This is a genomic window from Chryseolinea serpens (assembly GCF_900129725.1).
Lineage (GTDB): Bacteria > Bacteroidota > Bacteroidia > Cytophagales > Cyclobacteriaceae > Chryseolinea > Chryseolinea serpens.
This window is the reverse complement of sequence record NZ_FQWQ01000003.1, coordinates 948,386-965,929: the sequence shown is the minus strand read 5'-3', so window position 1 is coordinate 965,929 and position 17,544 is coordinate 948,386. Positions and strand designations below refer to the sequence as shown.

Annotated in this window: 14 protein-coding genes; 1 reads left to right on the top strand and 13 read right to left on the bottom strand. The window is 51.0% G+C overall.

Annotated features, from left to right (window positions below; translation table 11 throughout):
* Window positions 1-5 precede the first annotated feature (5 nt).
* From BUB30_RS23955 to BUB30_RS23915, 9 genes are all read right to left on the bottom strand, one after another.
* A complete protein-coding gene (locus BUB30_RS23955; protein WP_073139119.1) occupies window positions 6-515 on the bottom strand; it encodes a phage tail protein in 510 nt (169 codons plus the stop codon).
* Window positions 516-518: 3 nt separating this feature from the next.
* Window positions 519-950 (bottom strand): phage tail protein, encoded by a 432-nt coding sequence (locus BUB30_RS23950; protein ID WP_073139117.1) that lies wholly within the window; start codon window positions 948-950, stop codon window positions 519-521.
* A gap of 51 nt (window positions 951-1,001) precedes the next feature.
* Window positions 1,002-3,038, bottom strand: a complete 2,037-nt coding sequence (locus tag BUB30_RS35680) for a phage tail sheath family protein (protein WP_084138333.1) — start codon at window positions 3,036-3,038, stop codon at window positions 1,002-1,004.
* 34 nt (window positions 3,039-3,072) lie between these two features.
* Window positions 3,073-3,786, bottom strand: a complete 714-nt coding sequence (locus BUB30_RS23940) for a hypothetical protein (protein WP_073139111.1) — start codon at window positions 3,784-3,786, stop codon at window positions 3,073-3,075.
* Entirely contained in the window at window positions 3,783-4,373 is a 591-nt protein-coding gene (locus tag BUB30_RS23935; protein ID WP_073139109.1) for a Pvc16 family protein, read from the bottom strand. Before BUB30_RS23935 ends, BUB30_RS23940 begins: the two co-directional genes overlap by 4 nt.
* Before the next feature lie 414 nt (window positions 4,374-4,787).
* Window positions 4,788-7,907 carry a C25 family cysteine peptidase gene (locus BUB30_RS23930; RefSeq protein WP_073139106.1) on the bottom strand — a complete coding sequence of 1,040 codons (3,120 nt, stop codon included), beginning with the start codon at window positions 7,905-7,907 and terminating at the stop codon, window positions 4,788-4,790.
* 300 nt (window positions 7,908-8,207) lie between these two features.
* The gene (locus BUB30_RS23925; RefSeq protein ID WP_143165055.1) at window positions 8,208-9,422 is read right to left on the bottom strand and encodes a hypothetical protein; all 1,215 of its coding nucleotides are present in this window, start codon (window positions 9,420-9,422) and stop codon (window positions 8,208-8,210) included.
* Window positions 9,423-9,484: 62 nt separating this feature from the next.
* Entirely contained in the window at window positions 9,485-9,709 is a 225-nt protein-coding gene (locus BUB30_RS23920; protein ID WP_073139094.1) for a DUF6576 domain-containing protein, read from the bottom strand.
* Window positions 9,710-9,877: 168 nt separating this feature from the next.
* Window positions 9,878-11,362 (bottom strand): S41 family peptidase, encoded by a 1,485-nt coding sequence (locus BUB30_RS23915; protein ID WP_084138332.1) that lies wholly within the window; start codon window positions 11,360-11,362, stop codon window positions 9,878-9,880.
* Window positions 11,363-11,739: 377 nt separating this feature from the next.
* Between BUB30_RS23915 and BUB30_RS23905 the strand changes: the two genes are divergently transcribed.
* Complete coding sequence (locus tag BUB30_RS23905; protein WP_073139084.1) at window positions 11,740-13,218, top strand: serine hydrolase domain-containing protein; 1,479 nt, start codon at window positions 11,740-11,742, stop codon at window positions 13,216-13,218.
* Between the two features lie 12 nt (window positions 13,219-13,230).
* Here the strand turns inward: BUB30_RS23905 and BUB30_RS23900 are convergent, their stop codons facing one another.
* The 4 genes from BUB30_RS23900 to BUB30_RS23885 form a co-directional block, all read right to left on the bottom strand.
* Window positions 13,231-14,433: a hypothetical protein gene (locus tag BUB30_RS23900; RefSeq protein ID WP_073139081.1), complete on the bottom strand. Its 1,203-nt coding sequence runs from the start codon at window positions 14,431-14,433 to the stop codon at window positions 13,231-13,233.
* Window positions 14,434-14,752: 319 nt separating this feature from the next.
* Entirely contained in the window at window positions 14,753-15,388 is a 636-nt protein-coding gene (locus tag BUB30_RS23895) for a hypothetical protein (protein WP_073139078.1), read from the bottom strand.
* Window positions 15,389-15,406: 18 nt separating this feature from the next.
* The gene (locus BUB30_RS23890) at window positions 15,407-16,618 is read right to left on the bottom strand and encodes a hypothetical protein (RefSeq protein WP_073139076.1); all 1,212 of its coding nucleotides are present in this window, start codon (window positions 16,616-16,618) and stop codon (window positions 15,407-15,409) included.
* A 129-nt stretch (window positions 16,619-16,747) separates the two neighbouring features.
* On the bottom strand, window positions 16,748-17,374 hold the full coding sequence (locus tag BUB30_RS23885) for a hypothetical protein (protein WP_073139073.1): 627 nt from the start codon (window positions 17,372-17,374) through the stop codon (window positions 16,748-16,750).
* Window positions 17,375-17,544 lie beyond the last annotated feature (170 nt).

Sequence of the window (17,544 nt, the reverse complement as noted above, 5' to 3'; positions counted from 1 at the left end):
TTTTTTTAAATGCTGATGCTACCCCCAATCGATCCGGCAAGCGAGCCTGCCAGATCCAAGGCTGCACTGGCGGGATCATAATATTTGAAGTACTGATAGTTCAGTGCCAGCGTCTCGATCACCACCTCGCTCCTCTCGGCGTTGAAGCCGGAGATCTCCAGTCGCTTGGGAATGGCATTGATGACGTACCAATTGTAGAGCGGCAGGTGATCGTCGTTCAGCAACGAGATGAGGATGTTTGTGGGCTTGAATTCAAAATTCTCGATGGCGTTCTTGCACCAAAAGAGAATGCCCGACCCCATAAATTTCCCGCGCTTCAACACGAGCTCGCTGTAGCTGGTCCGCACCGGCAACTGATGCACAAAGCGGTTCTCGCCACCTTCCTTCAACGGTTCCGATTCCATCGTCACGTTGAGACCCGACACTTCCTGGAAGCGCAGGTCGTTTGGAAATTGGGGGAACAATTCAAACGCCACCAAAAAATGGAACCCCACCTGGGGATAGTTCAGGTCCATGCGCTATTCGTTTTGAATGGTCAGTCCTTCGTGTGCCAGCTCCAGGCTTTCGATGGCCACTTCATTGCCGTCGGCCTTGAGGTCGGTGGGCGTGATCTTGGTCGGCCACGCGTTCTTGACCTTCCACACGATCACGGGCTCGTGGTTCTCGTTGAGCAACGAGATCACCAGGTTACGGCGCTCGATGGTGTTCAGGCTCACGGTGTTGAACCAGGCATAGAATTGATTGTCGGCCTTGAACGTACCGCGCTTGAGCGAGATGTTCGAGAACTTGCGCTGCCCGGGCATCTTCACCTTGGAGTATTCGGGACTGGCGCCGTCGCGGTATTCGATGACTTCGGTTGTTATGTCAAGGCCGGACACTTCTGTGAAGCCGATCCTTGATCCACCCCATTCTACCTGGAAGTGAAATTTGGGAAGAGGATATTCTGCCATAGTTATTTTTTTAAGGCGTTTTAGAAAATGCTACTAAAGAAGGTTTGTCGATCAGGATTCCTGCAGCTTGTGTGCAAAGCGCATGATGATGAATTCGGCCGGTCGCACCGCCGCCATGCCGATCTCGATGATCAGCTTGCCGTCGAGGATGTCTTGCGCCGTCATGGTTTGTCCCAGGCCGCATTTCACAAAGAAGGCTTGCTCCGGTTTTGCACCGGCCAGCGCCCCTTGACGCCAGAGCACCGTCAGATAATTTTCGAGCATGGCGCGCACCTTCACCCAGGTGTTGGCATCGTTGGGCTCGAACACAAACGGCATGGTGGCTTTCTTGGAAGACTCTTCCACCATGATAAAAAATCTCCGCACCGACACATAGCGCCACTCGCTGCTGTTGCCATCCAGCGTGCGGGCACCCCAAACCAGCGTGCCCTTGCCCGTGAAGGCGCGGATGGCGTTGATCGACTTTCCGGCAACGTCGTCGACGTTGAGGGTATCCTGAATTTTTTCGTCGATGGTCACCGAGGGTGCCACCACCGAATTGAGGCTCACGTTTGCCGGCGCCTTCCAAACACCACGCGTGGCATCGGTCAAAGCATAAATGCCTGCAATCGCTCCGGATGGAGGAAGCTTGGACAACTCGCGCTGCAGGTACAACACCAGGTTGCTGATGATCGGGTGTGATTTATAAAGCGAATCCTGCGCGATCTTCACATAGGTCTGCACAGCCAAAAGCAGCCGGCTGAGGAAACCATCCAACCCGGTCATGATGGCATTGAGGTCGCCCAGGATGGTCAGGGCTCGCGCGTGATCCGAGACCACGGCCGGGGGATAATAATCTTTGGAGCTGGCGCCAATGGAGGCCACCGTGCCCGTGAGCCAGGTGGTAGCGGGCGGATCATATAGGGTGAACGTTGCTGCGGCAAAGGCACGCAACGCTACCACGTCCGTATTTTGTTCAAGGGCGATGAGGTCACCAACGAATTTGCGCAACCCCGTGCCGTTGTTCTGCGCCAGGGCGTCGAGCGATTGCACGGCTACCGGGTTCACCATTGACGTCCGCAGCGGTGGCAGGCTCACCGCCACCAGTTCTATGAAGTCGACCAACGCATCATAGGCCGCAACCGTGCCGGCATCGTTGGTCACGATGAGGTCGTTCTTCAATTTGTTGTAGCGATCCACGATCGTTGGATAGACGATCGCGCCATCCGTCCGCAGCGTGGTGATCAGGGCGTTCACCGTGGTCTGGTCCTGGGTGTTGCGCTTGATGGTCGTCACCAGCCCGTTCAGGTCGGGGTTGGCGGTGATCATTTCGAAGTTGATCAGGTTGGCAGCGAGCGTGTTGTCGCGCACGTGGCCATCCAGCAAATTAAAGTTGATGTCCTTGGTAAAGGCGCTGATCAGCCAGGGCGTGTAGCACGCGGCATAGTTAAGCGCGTTGATGCCGATGCGGTTCTTGAAATTATCGACACTGGTTTGCCAGGGTGTGGTGGTGCCGGTGTTGTTTTCGCGGAGATCGAAAATGCTGAACCGGTCTTGTAACGACGCGCACTGAGCGAGCGCCATTTGCTGCAGGGCAAAGAAGTCGGTGTCCGACAAAAGTACAGCGTCGGGGAACAGGATCAGCGTCGGCTCATCGTAGGTTTCCACGGACTTCACGCCGCCACGCAATCCCGTAGGAGGCGTGAGCGTTTCGTCGCCCGCGGCCACGGCATCGGCGTAGCTGCCCACGGACACGATATAGCATTTTCCGCCACCGTTGTCAAAGAAATGCCGCAAGGCATCGAACAGGTAGAACATCCGGTTATAGGTAACTTCGGTCACCGTATAGTTCTTGGTCGGATCGACTTTCAGTTCGATGTTGCCCGGCGCGATGTTAAAAGGGCCACCGAACAACTGCCTGAACTCGACCAGGGAGGTTATCTTGGTGGGCTTCATGGAGAGGGACTCTCCTTTGCGCTCGGCGATTTCCGTATACCCGATAAAAACAGGAACCGCAGTTTCGACCTGCGCAACGGACGGCGGTAGCAACGGAATTTCCGTAGTGTAAACGCCCGGCGTTCTGATGGCGGACTCATTGATCATTGACATAGAGAGTTTTTTTAAAGGTTATGGCTTACTTAAATCATATAGAAACGAGAAGTTTTGTTGTGTACTTGATTTCCCTGCAACGCAACGCCCCATCCAACAATCGATAGTTGGCGTTCAACGCCGCGTTGTGCTTTACCTCCGCCACAATGATCGTCTGACTATTCACCGGTGTGGTGAACGACGCCCGTGTGCGCAAGTCGGTCTGGCTGATGTAGGTGTTGTCGGGGATGAGCTTCCAATAGTCCGGTTCGCTCACCACGTGCACATCGCCGCTGCTGCTTTCCTTGATCGCCTTATAATACGCACCACCGGATTTCACCAGGTAGCCCTTCTTATAAGTATCAACATTATTATAGGTGGCCAACGGCTGCGTGAGCAACACGTCGGTGCCCACCACATTGTTGGCTTCGTTGGAGATGTATAGGACATGATCCACAAAATCATACGACGCGAGGTGACACCGGCTCAACAGGCTGGCATCCAATTGCACCTCGAACCGAAAGATCTCAGGAACCTTCAATGCGATCTCCGGTTTGCCAAGGTCTGGTCCTTCCGGCACCACATCGATCAACGCCACATACGCACCCCGCTGCCGCCTGATCAGCATCCCATAAGAAGCAAACCGCTCTTCCGTCGCCGCGTCGGGGATGATCCTGACAAACGGAGTGAGATCGTCCTTATAGCCTTCCATTTCCAATTGAAGGGAGAACAAGATCCGGTAGGCGATATGAATGGTGTCCGCGATCATGAATGTCCAACGTCAGTAGTGATTTCCTTGATGGGCAATGCATCCTTCTGGATCTTGTGCTCGTCGATGGTGATCATGCGCAGCTTGAAGATGACCGAAGGAATATAATGGCCACCCAACGTTGTCCACAGCTGATGGACTTGTTCAAGGTTCAGGTTCATCCAATCGAAGATCAGCTTCTCGACATTGAAGTCGTTGATCATGTTCGCCGTGGCCAGCTCGGGTGTGTCGCCCGGCGTGAACACATACTTGATCTGAAAAAACCGAACGATCTTTTCCAGTAACGCGATCGCCTTCGGATAGTCGTCGTGCGTGGCAGCAAAGAGCAAGGTAAGGTTCAGGTGAATCGCCGGATTTTTATAGCGGATCAGGTTATTCTCCTTCATAAAATTATCGGGCGACTTAGCCACGCGATCCTCTTCTATATTGACAATGGACAACACCAGTTTGTCTTTCATGTTCTGCGTGAACTCGTCGCCGTCGTTCACCCGCGAAATGTTCGACAACACCAGCGGTTCATCGGTGTGTCCCGGCAAGATGAATTCGTTGATCAAACCGACGATAACGGTAAGGGCCTCTGGTATCATAAAACGTCAATAAAGAGTTAAGTGTGATCGAGTGAACTCGTTCTGTGTCAATACAAATTGTACAGCTACCAATACGGGCCGCCCTGAGAATTTTCAATAGCCTGTGTGCCGAGCGGTCAAATCATCGAAGGGTTCTTGTGTTTGCGAATAGATCGCATTTGTTTTGCAAACAACAATCACCTGAAAAATGGTAGAGCAAAAATATTTTTCTTTGAGCGGGTCAAAACAACTGCGCTAACCATGATTGAATATAGGCGGGTCAAAAATAAGATGCAACGAATTCACAAATGATTTTTTCAGTGACCAGTTTTTCTGCTAGATGAATATAGGTAGAAAAAAACCAGGTGAGGCGGTTTAAAAAAAAAGAAGCCCAGGCACACACCCGGGCTTCACCTTCTCAGACATCAACAAATACTATGAATGCAACAATAACTCACTCTCCGCCGGAGCCACTTTGCTCGTCGCCTTCGTCATCTCTTGTTGAGGGCTGGCCTCTGCTTCCGGTACATCCGCCGCAGCTTCCTCCTGCCTCGACATGATCATCCGCGCCTGGATCTCCTCACCCGTCATGGTATACGGAATGCCATTATCAACAGTGATAGACACCATCAATTTCTCCTGCAACAACCAATCCTTCTCAAACGGGATCTTACCATCTTCATCCGGCACCAGCGCCTGCGACAGTTCTTGCGTGGTGATGCGCACCTGGAAGTCCGTGATCTGCTTCCGCGCAAATCCACCTTCAAATACTTTGATATACAAACGCTCCAGTTCAAAGTAAACATGCGGTATGATGATCGCCGGTTTCGTCTTCCGCACTTCCATCTCCGGATCGCCCAGCAGGTTCAACGCCAGCACCGACCACTTGTTATAATGATCCAGCGGGCCCCGGCTGCTCGTCAACAGCACATTCAACCGGCTGTTGTGCATCAGACCAATGTGCCGCGTATTCACCAACTCATGGAAGAACGCCCGCTCAAAGTCATCGCCCAACCCAATCCAGGAAAACCGCGTGTGCCCCACGTAGGCCACCGCGCCACCGTGTGGATTGTTGACCAGGCTCTCCGACATCGAGTCGGCATATTCATAGTCATTGGTAAGACACGAGTCGGCAAAGGCAATAAAATATTTGTTGCCGTTGGTGGCGTTGCCGGCCGTCCAACTGTTCACACCACAACAACCACCCATCGACCCATGTCCCGACAAACTGAGGAAGTGGTGACCGTCGTTGAGTGCCGTTTCCAGGGCAGCATCCGTAAACCGCTGCACCGGTGCAGCATTCCGGTTGGCTATCGGCAAACTGTCTATATCTTCATAGAGGCGATTGAACCGCCGGAAGAGCGGCAACTCGGCGTCGATCTGTTCGCGCAAAGCTTCGGAGTCCATCATGGAACCATCGGCTTCGGTGCGATCGAGGATAAACAACTGCGGTGCAATGTCCGATGCGTTTCCATAGATCACGATGGTGTTGGTGATCATCGGGAACTCGAAGTGGACGCCCCACGGCAGGTTGAACTCTATAATAGCGGGCCGCAGATCGGTGGGGCTAAAAGCGTAGTACCAACCGCGAACACCAGGTGCGGCATTTCGATCGTAAGGGATCAGCCACACATCGGTATCGTTGATCCAGGAGATCAGTTCCCACTCCCAGTCACGCGTGAAGTCGGCATTCGTTTGAAGAATAGCGCGGCTATGCGCGGCATCGGTATAGAATTGTCCGGCCGGTGGCGGATTCGTTGAACTGGCCCAATAGCCGATCCGGCCTCCCCAGTTGGTGGACACCAGCAACATCTTGTCGAGGTAGTTGCGATCGAGCGACGTGCCGTCTTCCATTCTGAATTTCTCGTAGGCCATAACTTTGTCTACAAAAACTTCCGCTTCCGCAGGCGTCGACGCCGGGGCGCGGCCCACCATGATGTCGGCGTGCCAGTTCACCGGGTCAAAGTCGCTGGCGTATTCGTGTTGTCCATACAGCCGGTTGTTGTTGGCGTCCCAGTCGTGTTTGCCGGCGATGCCATAGTTTGGTCCGAAAAGACTGGCGTAGTAGAAGTCGGTGGGTATGGTGTTCCAGGTATAGTGGAACCGCAGCGGCGCATGGATGATGGACGCATCGCCATCCACCCGCACAAAGTTGGTCGGCGTGGAGGAATATGTCGTGTACGTTTCGTCGGTGCAAAAATACCATCCGAGCCGGTGTTGGAATTGCGCGGTCGTTTCAAAGAAATCGATCGGCAAATGGATGAGTCCGTTGATGCGGACGTTTTCAAGCGGATGGATGGTGAGATGATTCAACGGCGCTTTTTTGGGGATCAGTCTGCCGGTGGTCTTGTTGGTGAGTTTCAGGTAGCTGTCGTTCACGCTAAACCATTCGCCCAGCGAAACGGCTTTGATCTTGGTGAACGTTCCCGTCCAGAAAGCTTCGTTGTCGTGAGGCGGATTGTTGGCGGTTTGCTCGGTCACATCGCCACGGCATTCGCCCGCTGCCAGGCGCACCGGCACGATCTCGATGTCGCCGCCGAGCAGACACCAGGTAACACCCCAGGCGGAGTGTGCATGTTTCATGAAATTGCGGATCACTTCCTGCAGATCGACTGCGCCGGTCTTGAAGTTGCCATAGACGCCGTTCATAATGTCGGTGATGGTGACCACGCGAGCCTTCAAGCCTTTTTCGCGTTTCCATTCAACCAGCTTAGCAAAGGCCGTCACCATGTCGCCCACCGCCGTCGACGGCTCCAGGGTCTCGCTGTTCCACCGCTTGTTGTCGGTGATGACCAGGTAGTCGTATTGACCAAACACAAACCAGGGAATGTGCGTGATGTCGATGACCTCGCGGGGATTGATCACGGTTTCCTTCAGCTGATCGACCAGGCTCTGCTGAATGGTTTTGTTCGGCGAGAGCGAGCGCATGGTGGTCTTGCGGTCGATCTTTTCCGATCGCTGGATCTTATAGGTGATCAGCAGGTCGATCACCTCGTTCAACACGGGGATAAAATCGGAACCGATCGTGATGGGGTTCACACGAATGGCGGCAATCAGGTTGTTGCCCGCCAGCGTGGTGTGCAGCAGTTCGGCAACGGGAACAGGCTTGCTTAAAAATTCATTGTACACTTTGGGGTCGGGCATGGCGCCATGCGAAAAAGGGATGGCCCGAGGCTCTTGCTCCAGTTGTTCGACGGCGCGATTGATGGATTCCATCCGTTGCTTTTCAACGCGAAAGTTCTCGCGTGCCGACGCCACCTGCAGGTCTTGCACAGGCATGACGAACACGGGCTTTTTAAAAAGTTTCTTCGACGACTCCACAGTGGTCTCCAGCTTCAGACGGCTGGCGTTGCCCGGCAAGGCCACGTTCACAATCTTCGAAGGCAAGGCCGGCGTGCCGGGCTCGTTCATACTCTTAAACTCTTTGCTGTATTCAAACCGCACGCCAAAAGGCGTTTCCTTGATCCTGAACTCCTCAGGACTCATCTCAATTCTGAAAGCGAAAGCGTTCTCAACACTCTGGTGCTCTTTCTGATTGCTCAAGTGTACTTTCATGTTTTTTTGTATTTAGGTGATTACTCCGAACACAAACATTTAAACGCAAAGAGCCCATCTCACTGCGATGATGCAGTCAGATGGGCTCTGGGGTTCGAAATTGGAAAATTAGATCGGAACAGCAAACACAATTCTCACTTTAGTAGGGCATGCTTTTTGAGAATTGACAATGCTGCCGTGAAGGAGTGAACGCACGATCATAATGGCAGTTATTGAGCGCTCACAAAAGACGGACCATATATTTTTTCATGGCCAAAGATCCGGAGCGAGTGTTCCGCATCCGTGCGCCTTCAACCACCATCAGAGTTTCGGAGAGAAGGTATACTGTTTCCTGGTTTTGTCATCACTTGTTTTCATACCCGGCATGTCCTGCGGATAGGATGCTCCTTCTATGATCTTCGTGAAATTGATACTCAAAAGCACGAACTTGCTCACGTCGATCTGAGAATACTTCGCCGCAATTTCATGGGGAACTGACAAGCTCTTTGTCGACACACCAGCGGGTGCGCTGAAATACCACCTGATCCACTCCGTGTCTTGCGTATAATCCCAGTTGGAAAAATAGTAATTGTGGTCTTCCGAGAAGCTGAACGCGAGATCCCGTATGCCATTACTCTGGAGTGAAAAGGTGAACGTGGGCATCGTAAACGAAAAATCGATCTCTCCGTCGTTCCGATAGCTTACCCGTCCATTGGCCTTTGTGTTGGTGACGACCAGGAGGTTACTAGCAAAACCGTCGAGATAACCAATGACCGGATGGTCGGTGGCATAGGCCGTTCCCATAAGCGAATACGTGTCCAGAATACTAAAATTCGATTTCCCGTCCGAACTGGATAGGGTAGCTGTATTCACACCTTCAAAGTCCAATGTTCGTTGGTGTGGTAAAGCGACGAAGTCTGTGTCAAAGTCACGTTTAATGATATCGCCATCCTTCACCTCCTTCGCCCAATTGTACACGGGCACGCCCGCGCGATACCCAGACAAAACAAAATCGGACGGTACGCCATAAAAGGAAACCTCCATATCCGCCTCAGTGGAAGTTATGGTGCCGGAGGCGCTATACGAATCGCCGTTCGAAAATTGCACGAATGAAGAGCCGGGATGAAAATTTGAGATCATAAAAGTAGCCTTACCCGGCAAAGACTCACGACGCGAGGGCGCCGGCACTATTAAGTGCAATGCGGTGCCGCTGGGGATGCCGGCATAGGTATTAAAAATGCTTGTCTTTGACGATGCCTCGTGATGCCTGAAAAACGTGACGGTAATCTTGTCTCCCGCTTTATCGCTGACCAGCGTGACGGTCTCTCCCCCGGCATAGGATTTCACATCCAATACTTCCCCCGCGTCATCGGTTGCAAAGATCCAGTTGTCGTCGGTAGCCAGGGTATATCCCGCGTCCACCTGTAGCGTTAAGATCGTGTGAGGGCCAGTGACTTCGTCATCTTTATGACAGCTGGAAAGAAGAAACGAGACGCCAAGAATAACGTGCAGGGAAATGTTTTTGAGTCGATTCATGTCAAACGGCAAATGGCCTGAGAACAGTTTTAATAGCGCAATATATATAATAGTCATTCAAATCATCGCTTCCCCGAAAGCTCATCCAGGCGACGGCGCTCCTGTTCACTGAGACTGTCCATGCCCCGGTTGGCAATCTTGTCGAGCAGGCGATCCAATTCCTGTTGTCTTTTATTGCGCTCCGCGTTGTAGCGCTCGTCTTTCGTTTCGTAAGTGTTGTTGCTGAAATAAGTTTTGTAAAGGAATACTCCGATACCGACCAGGATGAGGAAGCCGAAAATGCTCATGGGATCTAAAGATTACAGCGTGGCAAAGATACTATTTTTTCCAAATGCTTTCATCCCCCCTATCGCCATTGATAAATACCCCAACGGCACCCATCGCAAGAAAAATAACCCCTCCCATACCGTTGCATGGCGTTACAACCTTTGCCGCACCGGCACCCTGCCTAACGCTCATCCCTTCTTCGTTGAAATCAAATTCAGCACAAAATTCAGCTCCGTATCCACCCCCCGCATAATATCTTCAATTTTAGGACTCACATAATAGTCAGGAAACACACCCCTCCCTTTCATAAATTCCACATTGTTCACCTTCTTCGTTAGCGGAATTTCCACCCTTATTTTGGTATTGGGCAACTGAAGTTTTGCAAACGAATCCGATGTGTTTCCCTCCATGGTCCCACCACCTTCCTCACCAATAAAAACGGCCCTGTCGCTCGCCTTCAAGAAGGTGGCCACCACCGATGCCATCGAGCCGGAGGCCCCGTTCATCAAGACATAGATCTTCCCTTTATAATGGTCCTTGTTGGGGGGCTGCGTTTTGTAAAGATTATTGAAGTATTCGTCTTTTAGCCGATACACCCCGGAATTGGTTTTGTAGACGAGCGAATCATTAAAACGCAGGTCCTTTCCATTTTCCAGGTAATCGACCACCGGCGGATAGCCCACGAACTTTTCTTCGGTGTAGTCGTAGTGCTTATAAGGCTTGGTGATGAGATAGGTGATCAGCTTTTCGCCGGATCCGTCACCGCCTTCATTGTTTCTTAGATCTAAGATCAGATTTTTTGCATTCTTCTTATTCAGTTGCTTGAAAATACTGTCATACAAATTATTGAAGTCCTGCTTGAAATCATTTCTGTGATATCTCAAAAAGGAAGCGATCCGCAGATACGCTATATCGTTTTGAAGATATTTGAATTCTAACGGCGCTTTATACCCGATCCGTTCATTGTAAAACTTCCTGTAGTCCTGAAAGGAAAGACCCTTTATCGTTACGGTGCTTTTCTTTGATCTTGATTGCGGGTGAATAAACTCGATCCTGAATGTGTTTGTCCTCTCAACAAAAATCGGATAATTCAAATCAAAGAGGCTTTCGTTTTGCGTCATGCTGTAATCTTCGAGATGACGGATATTAAAGGTTTGGATGTAGCCATCAGACGGAATGGTCGGCAGCAAAATATTCAGGATTTCTTCGGCGGAATGTCCATTGATGAAAAGAATTTCAGCTCCCACAGGAAGTGTTTGCTGAAGATTGAAATTCTTATAAATAAATAACCGCCTGTCAAGGACCTTCAACGAAAATGGAAAATAGTGATCGGCGTTTTGTAACGACTGGTAATAGTCTTGAGAGGGCGTTGGAATGATATGCTCATCATTGATATGCGCGCAAGTCAGTGCGATGATCTTATAAAATTCGAGCTCAGCCATGGACCGATCCAACGCTTTGAATTGATCGTCCAAATACCGGGTAACGCTTACACTGTCTTCAAACCGGTAGAGGCTGGGATACGTGGTTTCCAGCGCTTTTCGAAAGATCAAATAGTCCTGGCGGATCTCCTCCACCGTATATTCAGCCTTGCTCTCCTTTTCGATTTTGGATTGACCCTTTACCACTACCGCTGAAGCGATAAGGAATAGCGACCATGCGAATACTCTCATTTCGTTAGGGTTGATTCGGTTTAACGTTGATAATAAGGACGAACTATTTAATACTCTCTTTAACGTGCGTGCACCCAAATAAAATTACTTACCACAACCACTTGATTCCTTTGTTGGAATCGGGGAAAGATTCGCTCTCCTCATGCCTTATTATCCCGATGAAATGGGTGACAAGCTGGAAGATAAGGTTTTCTGCTATTCTATCCAATGGGATTGCCGGCGTGATAGCACCCGCGGCACTGTCCGCCCACGGATGAAAATGTTCGGTAAGGGATTCAACGCCGGTTAGAATCCCTGCGCATGCGCATAAATTAAGCTTGGGAAAGCTGGCTGAATAGTTGATATACACCTCTCGACCCGCAACAAAAAAACACCCTATGAAACCCCTCACCCTCATCGCATGCCTCCTGGCCATTGTCTCATCCTCCTGCGCACAAACAACCCGAACGCCACCCGACGTACAGACCCGCATCGAGCAAGTGGAAGAAAGCCTGGCCGGGGCCGTGGTGTTGGAAGGCCAGAAGAAATGGACGCTCGAAGAACGCATGAAGTTCTACCACATCAAGGGCCTGAGCATCGCCGTGATCAAAAACTATACATTGGACTGGGCAAAAGCCTATGGCTGGGCCGATGAAGCCGAACACCGGAAGGCAACCACCGAGACCGTGTTCCAGGCCGCATCCATCAGCAAGTCGCTGAATGGCGTGGGCGTGTTGAAGCTCGTCCAGGAGGGCAAGATCGATCTTAACGCCGACATCAACACCTACCTCACTAGTTGGAAGTTCCCCTATGACTCACTGTCAAAGACAAAGCGCATCACCATCACCAACCTCTTGTCGCACACGGCCGGGCTAACGGTCCATGGCTTTGGCGGCTACGTGCCCGGTGAACCCTTGCCCACTGTTCCTGAAATTCTCGATGGAAAAAAGCCCGCCAACTCCGAAGCGGTCCGCTCGATGTTCGAGCCCGATCTTCGCGTGGAGTATTCAGGGGGCGGCACCACCATTTCGCAGTGCATCGTCACCGACGTCACCCAGGTTCCTTACGACCAATACATGTGGCGCAATGTGCTGCAACCGCTGGGCATGACCTATAGCTTTTACACTCAACCCCCGCCCTCCACACGCAAAGCATCGCTGGCCACCGGCTACATGAGCGACGGCCAGGAACTGCAAAAGAAATACCGCATCCACCCCGAACAAGCCGCCGCCGGCCTGTGGACCAACCCGACCGACCTGGCCAAATACATTATCGAAACACAGCTTTCGTGGAAGGGGAAATCCGCCAAGGTCCTCTCATCCGCCAATACCAAACTCAGGCTCACGCCCGTGCGCGACGCCGCCGGCCTGGGTGTCTTCGTGACCCAACGAGGCTCCGATCTTTTCTTTGAACACGGCGGCGCCAACGTGGGCTTTCGCTGTGTTTATATGGGCGGGGTGGAGAGCGGCAACGGTGTGGCCATTATGGTGAATTCCGAAAGCGATGGCATCCTCCAAGAACTCGTCAACAGCGTGGCCAGTGTATATGGCTGGCAAGGCAATTATGGCGGCAAGGTGAAAAAGATCGTGACACTGCAGCCCGCGCAACTGAAGGCGCTGGAAGGCTACTACGAATTGGAAGGCAACAAAGAGCTGCACTTACAGTTCACATCAAAAAACAATCAACTCATCCTGAAGCAGCTTTGGGATGGACGCGAAATAACCTTCGATGCCGAATCGGAATTGGAGTTTTTTAACCAGCAGCGCCCGTTCCCCTTAAAGTTCAGCAAGGATGCATCCGGCAAGGTGAGTCAGGTGTTGGCGTTTGAGCGGGACACGTGGAAAAGAGTGGATGGCTTTATGCCCTCCAAACCCTGACGCGCCATGATCCTAGTTTTTGGGCGTATAAACGTAATATTCCAATGCCGTTTCTGCATCCGTAACCGCCATGCCCGGCATGCCTTCGGGATATGACCGACCACTGACGAACTGATAGAATTGCATATACGAATATTGAAGTTTGTCGACGTTGAGGTGAGAGTACTTCGCGGCGATTTCAGCGGGAATGACAAGACCTCCCACCCTCTGACCCGATGGCACATTAAGCCTCCACCATGCGCCTTCGGTTCCGGCGGGCACGGCCCAGGTGATCTGATGATACGTGTAGGGCTCAGAAAAATTGAAAGCGAAATCTTGTACGCTGCGATTTGTCAAACTAAAGGTGAACGCCGGGATTTTGAATGACGGATCGATCGTCCCATTTTTTTTATAGACCGTCGCCCCATTGGTGTTCAGATTCATGACGAGCAGCTCATACGAATCAAACCCGTCGAGGTAGCCGATAACCGGATGTGTAGATAAGTTCCAAAGCCATGTACTGAGCAACGTTATACGCGTTTTTTTTGAATTAACGCCAGTTACTTCCGCTTTGTTACTGCCCTCAAAATTCAATTGAAAAGTATGGGGAAAGGGCACGAAATCCGATTCAAAGTCGCGGGCAACAACGTCGCCGGCATTCACGCTATTTGCCCAATTGTATACCGGCACCTCTCCGCGATAACCGTACAGAAGCAAATCCGAAGGGGCATCATAAAACGAAAAATCAACTTTTAACACGCCCGATTGCGACGACGATGTGGATGCTACCACACCGTGACCATTTGAAATGCCCATCCATTGCGTTATTGGCCATGGATAGTTCGAAATTTTCAAAGTCGCATCACTCTCCTGCAGCGTTTCTGTTTTTTCGGTCTCAAAGTGTAAAGTCGTTCCCCTGTCAATGGCTGCCCAGGTGGAGAAGAAGGGCCTTTCAGATGGGTCGCCGGGGGCGTAAAAGAAAGTCACGTTGATCTTATCGGGCCTGCTAACACTGGTGAGCGTAACGGTTTGTCCATCCGCATACGGCTTCACATCCAGTACCGCTCCGCTGTTGTCCGTAGCATATACCCAGTCGTCGCCTGAAAGGCCATAATCTGTGTCAACTTGAATGGTGAGAATGGTTTGAGGACCAGAAGGCTCTTCTGTTCTGGAACAACTGGAAAGAAAAACGGAGGCAAAAGAAAAAAGCAGTGCAACGATGCCAAAACGGTTCATATCTAAAATGTATAAAATCGCCGTAAATATAAGCTTTTTTGAGACCGCGCGTCTATTTCATTAATTCGAAGGCAACCCGCAGTTCACATCAAAAAACAATCAACTCATCCTGAAGCAGCTTTGGGATGGACGCGAAATAACCTTCGATGCCGAATCGGAGTTGGAGTTTTTTAACCTGCAGCGCCCGTTCCCCTTAAAGTTCAGCAAGGATGCATCCGGCAAGGTGAGCCAGGTATTGGCTTTTGAGCGGGACACGTGGAAGCGGGTGGATAATTATGTTCCGACAAAACCGTGACCACGCCAAGCTACAGTTCGTGTCTTATCCCTTTGTCGGCACCCAAATTTCAGGACCAGGCTTCTTGCCCGTTAGCATTTCAAGGAGACTGAACAGGAAGTCATCTTCGGATTGCCCGCTGTTGTCGACCGCTTTCTTAAATGCTACAGACGCGACTGGAAATATGGAGGTGAGGTCGACTTTCCATTGGCCCTGCTCCTTATAAAAATGAAAATAAATAGGCACTTTCTTGTCATTCACAACGAGTTGCCCTTTGGCAAAGGTTCCCGATATAGTGACTTCACCGATCATGCTGTTGACCACACTATTCTTCCCCACCATGCCTTTTTGAATAGCATATACAAACAATTTCGAACCGTCGAAGGACAAAATTTCAGCCTTTGAGGCCCGGTGGCGGATAGAAAACACCATCATTTTATCCAGTAGTGAGAGCGACTCTACCTTCGCCGAATCGAACATCTTCACTTCCTCCAGGATGTTGTCATAGTACTTGATCGTACGACCATCGATATGCTTCACGGCCTGCTCTCCCTGGTCGTTGAGGATAGCCGCTTTGTAATTATCAAATGAAGCCTTCACGGCGTCCACTTCCTTCTTTTGGCCGATGGCGGCCGTTACAAACAGAAATAAGGCAATGAAAAAGAAAAAGAATTTGGGCATGATGGAAAATTAACGAAATCACTTCACCCAGTAGACATACCCCTCGGCGGTGGCGTCAGCATTTGTATTGAACCCGCCCTGCACAAACTGCTCATACGACTGGCCCGTGATGACCTCGGTAAATTTCAGGCTGCCGTAGGCAAGCTTGCTCATATCCAGCTGAGGATACTTGGCCAGAATTTCAGAAGGGATGGACAAACCCTTCACCGCATAGCCCGGAGGTGCGTTTACGGTCCACGCGGTGTATTCCATTCCTTCGAAGTGTTGCCAGACGGCGGTGTGATAGGTGTAGTCGCGCGAAAAATCGAATGAGAAATTCTGAATGTCGTTGTTGGTGAGCGAAAAGTTGAACGTGGGCATGTCAAAGGTAAAGTCGATTGCGCCTTTTTGATGATAGGACACAGATCCGTCTTCCTGCGTGTTGGTCACCGTCATGTCGTAGGAATCATAGCCGTCGAGATAGCCGATGACGGGGTGGTCGCCCTGGTTGGGCCAGGCGGTATCCATCAACGTAATGGCGAGCGACTTCTTGGCATCATACCCCTGAATGGTGGCCGTATTTGGTCCGGGAAAATTCAACTGGAGCTGGTGAGGATACGGTGTGAAGTCGGTCATATAGTCACGCTCGATGACATCGTTTGACTTGACGCCCGGCGCCATGTAATATACCGGCACCCCCGACCGCCAGCCGTACAGCAAAATATCGGACGGCGCGCCGTAAAATGAAAGATCGATCTCCATGTTGCCATTGCTTAAGGACCCGCCATAGCTATAGCCATAACCATTGGCAATTGTGATGAGATTAGCCCCTGTATAATTTGAAACTTTGATGGTCGCTTCGCCCTTTTCAGAAAGGGCCGGAGCGTCGACTGTTACCAATTTAAAATGCACCGTCGTCCCACTGGTCACGCCGGCCCATGTGGCAAAGCCCAGCTGTGTGTTTTCCGTGGCGTATACGTTGTGGCCGAAAAAAGTCACATTGATCTTATCGGGATGTTTCTCGCTCATCAGCGTAACGGTCTGCCCATCGGTATACGGCTGCACATCCAGGATCTCCCCCTTTTCGTCCGACGCAAAAACCCATTTGTCGGCATACACGTCATAGCCTTTATCCACCTGCAGGGTTAGGATGGCCTGTGGCGCAATGGGCTCGTCTTCCTTGTGGCAGCCGAAAAGAACAGCGCCGGCATACGAAACAAAAAGCAGGGCGGCGACTCTGGAGGGTCTCATAGACGTTTTAGATTAGAGGGCACAATCGGTACTACAACTAAGGTAGTCTAAAAAAAGAGAAAGTTCAAACGATCATATTTCACGTTCCATCCGACGGTTTTGGCTTATCGCCGAAACAGAAATTCCAACCTAAAGGTAAATCACCTGAAAAGTGATCTGATAGGCCACATAAAAACTCAATGCGACAAGGTACGGTCTGTAATTCCGGTGGTTGACGCGATCAAAAATAATAAGCGCCACCAGGATCAGCGATATGGTCGCCAACGTGATGTGATGCATCGCCTCCGTATAATGGCCCACCCTGCTGGCAACCTGGAAAACCAATCGCCCTAGCGCCGGATCAATAAACACAAGGGCTACCGCGATCATATAGCGCATATGTTTACCGGGCTCTTTTTTATGAACGATGCCCAGCGTGTAAAAAATAACCAACCCCGCCATGTCGGCCAGCGCAAAAAAATTCACGTCATCCCTGCGGAGCAACGGAAAAAAAGAAACGATCAATAAAGCGAATACAACATAAGACAACTTGCCCACGACCCGGTGCAGGGCCACTTTTTTATAGCGCATCAAAAACGACTGCGTGACCAGCAGGACAAGCCAGAGCGATGCCACGACGCCATGAAAATGATGTGCCAGGCGAATGTTTGCGTTAAAGTTCGGGACCTGTGAGAAATAGCTCGCATAAAATCCTGCAAAGGTCAAAGGGAAGAGCAGGAGCATAAAATAGCCCGCGTTTTCATACTTCTTTTCCATAACCGGTTGTATTGTTTTTGATGGTAAACCAACAAAAAAACACCTCCCCGATTGTTGGAAAATTCCGACAATCAATCGGTCTATCTCTCACAATCGAATCAAAAGCAAAATAAGCGGTAATGCCAGGCCCCGACTATTCACAGGAGCCAAAAAGCTGGCTGTGCAGCACA

Coding starts and splice junctions, on each gene's coding strand:
- BUB30_RS23890 (WP_073139076.1), bottom strand. CDS start 16,618: ATGAGACCCTCCAGAGTCGCCGCCCTGCTTTTTGTTTCGTATGCCGGC.
- BUB30_RS23935 (WP_073139109.1), bottom strand. CDS start 4,373: ATGATACCAGAGGCCCTTACCGTTATCGTCGGTTTGATCAACGAATTC.
- BUB30_RS23895 (WP_073139078.1), bottom strand. CDS start 15,388: ATGCCCAAATTCTTTTTCTTTTTCATTGCCTTATTTCTGTTTGTAACG.
- BUB30_RS23915 (WP_084138332.1), bottom strand. CDS start 11,362: ATGAGAGTATTCGCATGGTCGCTATTCCTTATCGCTTCAGCGGTAGTG.
- BUB30_RS23905 (WP_073139084.1), top strand. CDS start 11,740: ATGAAACCCCTCACCCTCATCGCATGCCTCCTGGCCATTGTCTCATCC.
- BUB30_RS23885 (WP_073139073.1), bottom strand. CDS start 17,374: ATGGAAAAGAAGTATGAAAACGCGGGCTATTTTATGCTCCTGCTCTTC.
- BUB30_RS35680 (WP_084138333.1), bottom strand. CDS start 3,038: ATGTCAATGATCAATGAGTCCGCCATCAGAACGCCGGGCGTTTACACT.
- BUB30_RS23900 (WP_073139081.1), bottom strand. CDS start 14,433: ATGAACCGTTTTGGCATCGTTGCACTGCTTTTTTCTTTTGCCTCCGTT.
- BUB30_RS23930 (WP_073139106.1), bottom strand. CDS start 7,907: ATGAAAGTACACTTGAGCAATCAGAAAGAGCACCAGAGTGTTGAGAAC.
- BUB30_RS23955 (WP_073139119.1), bottom strand. CDS start 515: ATGGACCTGAACTATCCCCAGGTGGGGTTCCATTTTTTGGTGGCGTTT.
- BUB30_RS23920 (WP_073139094.1), bottom strand. CDS start 9,709: ATGAGCATTTTCGGCTTCCTCATCCTGGTCGGTATCGGAGTATTCCTT.
- BUB30_RS23925 (WP_143165055.1), bottom strand. CDS start 9,422: ATGAATCGACTCAAAAACATTTCCCTGCACGTTATTCTTGGCGTCTCG.
- BUB30_RS23950 (WP_073139117.1), bottom strand. CDS start 950: ATGGCAGAATATCCTCTTCCCAAATTTCACTTCCAGGTAGAATGGGGT.
- BUB30_RS23940 (WP_073139111.1), bottom strand. CDS start 3,786: ATGATCGCGGACACCATTCATATCGCCTACCGGATCTTGTTCTCCCTT.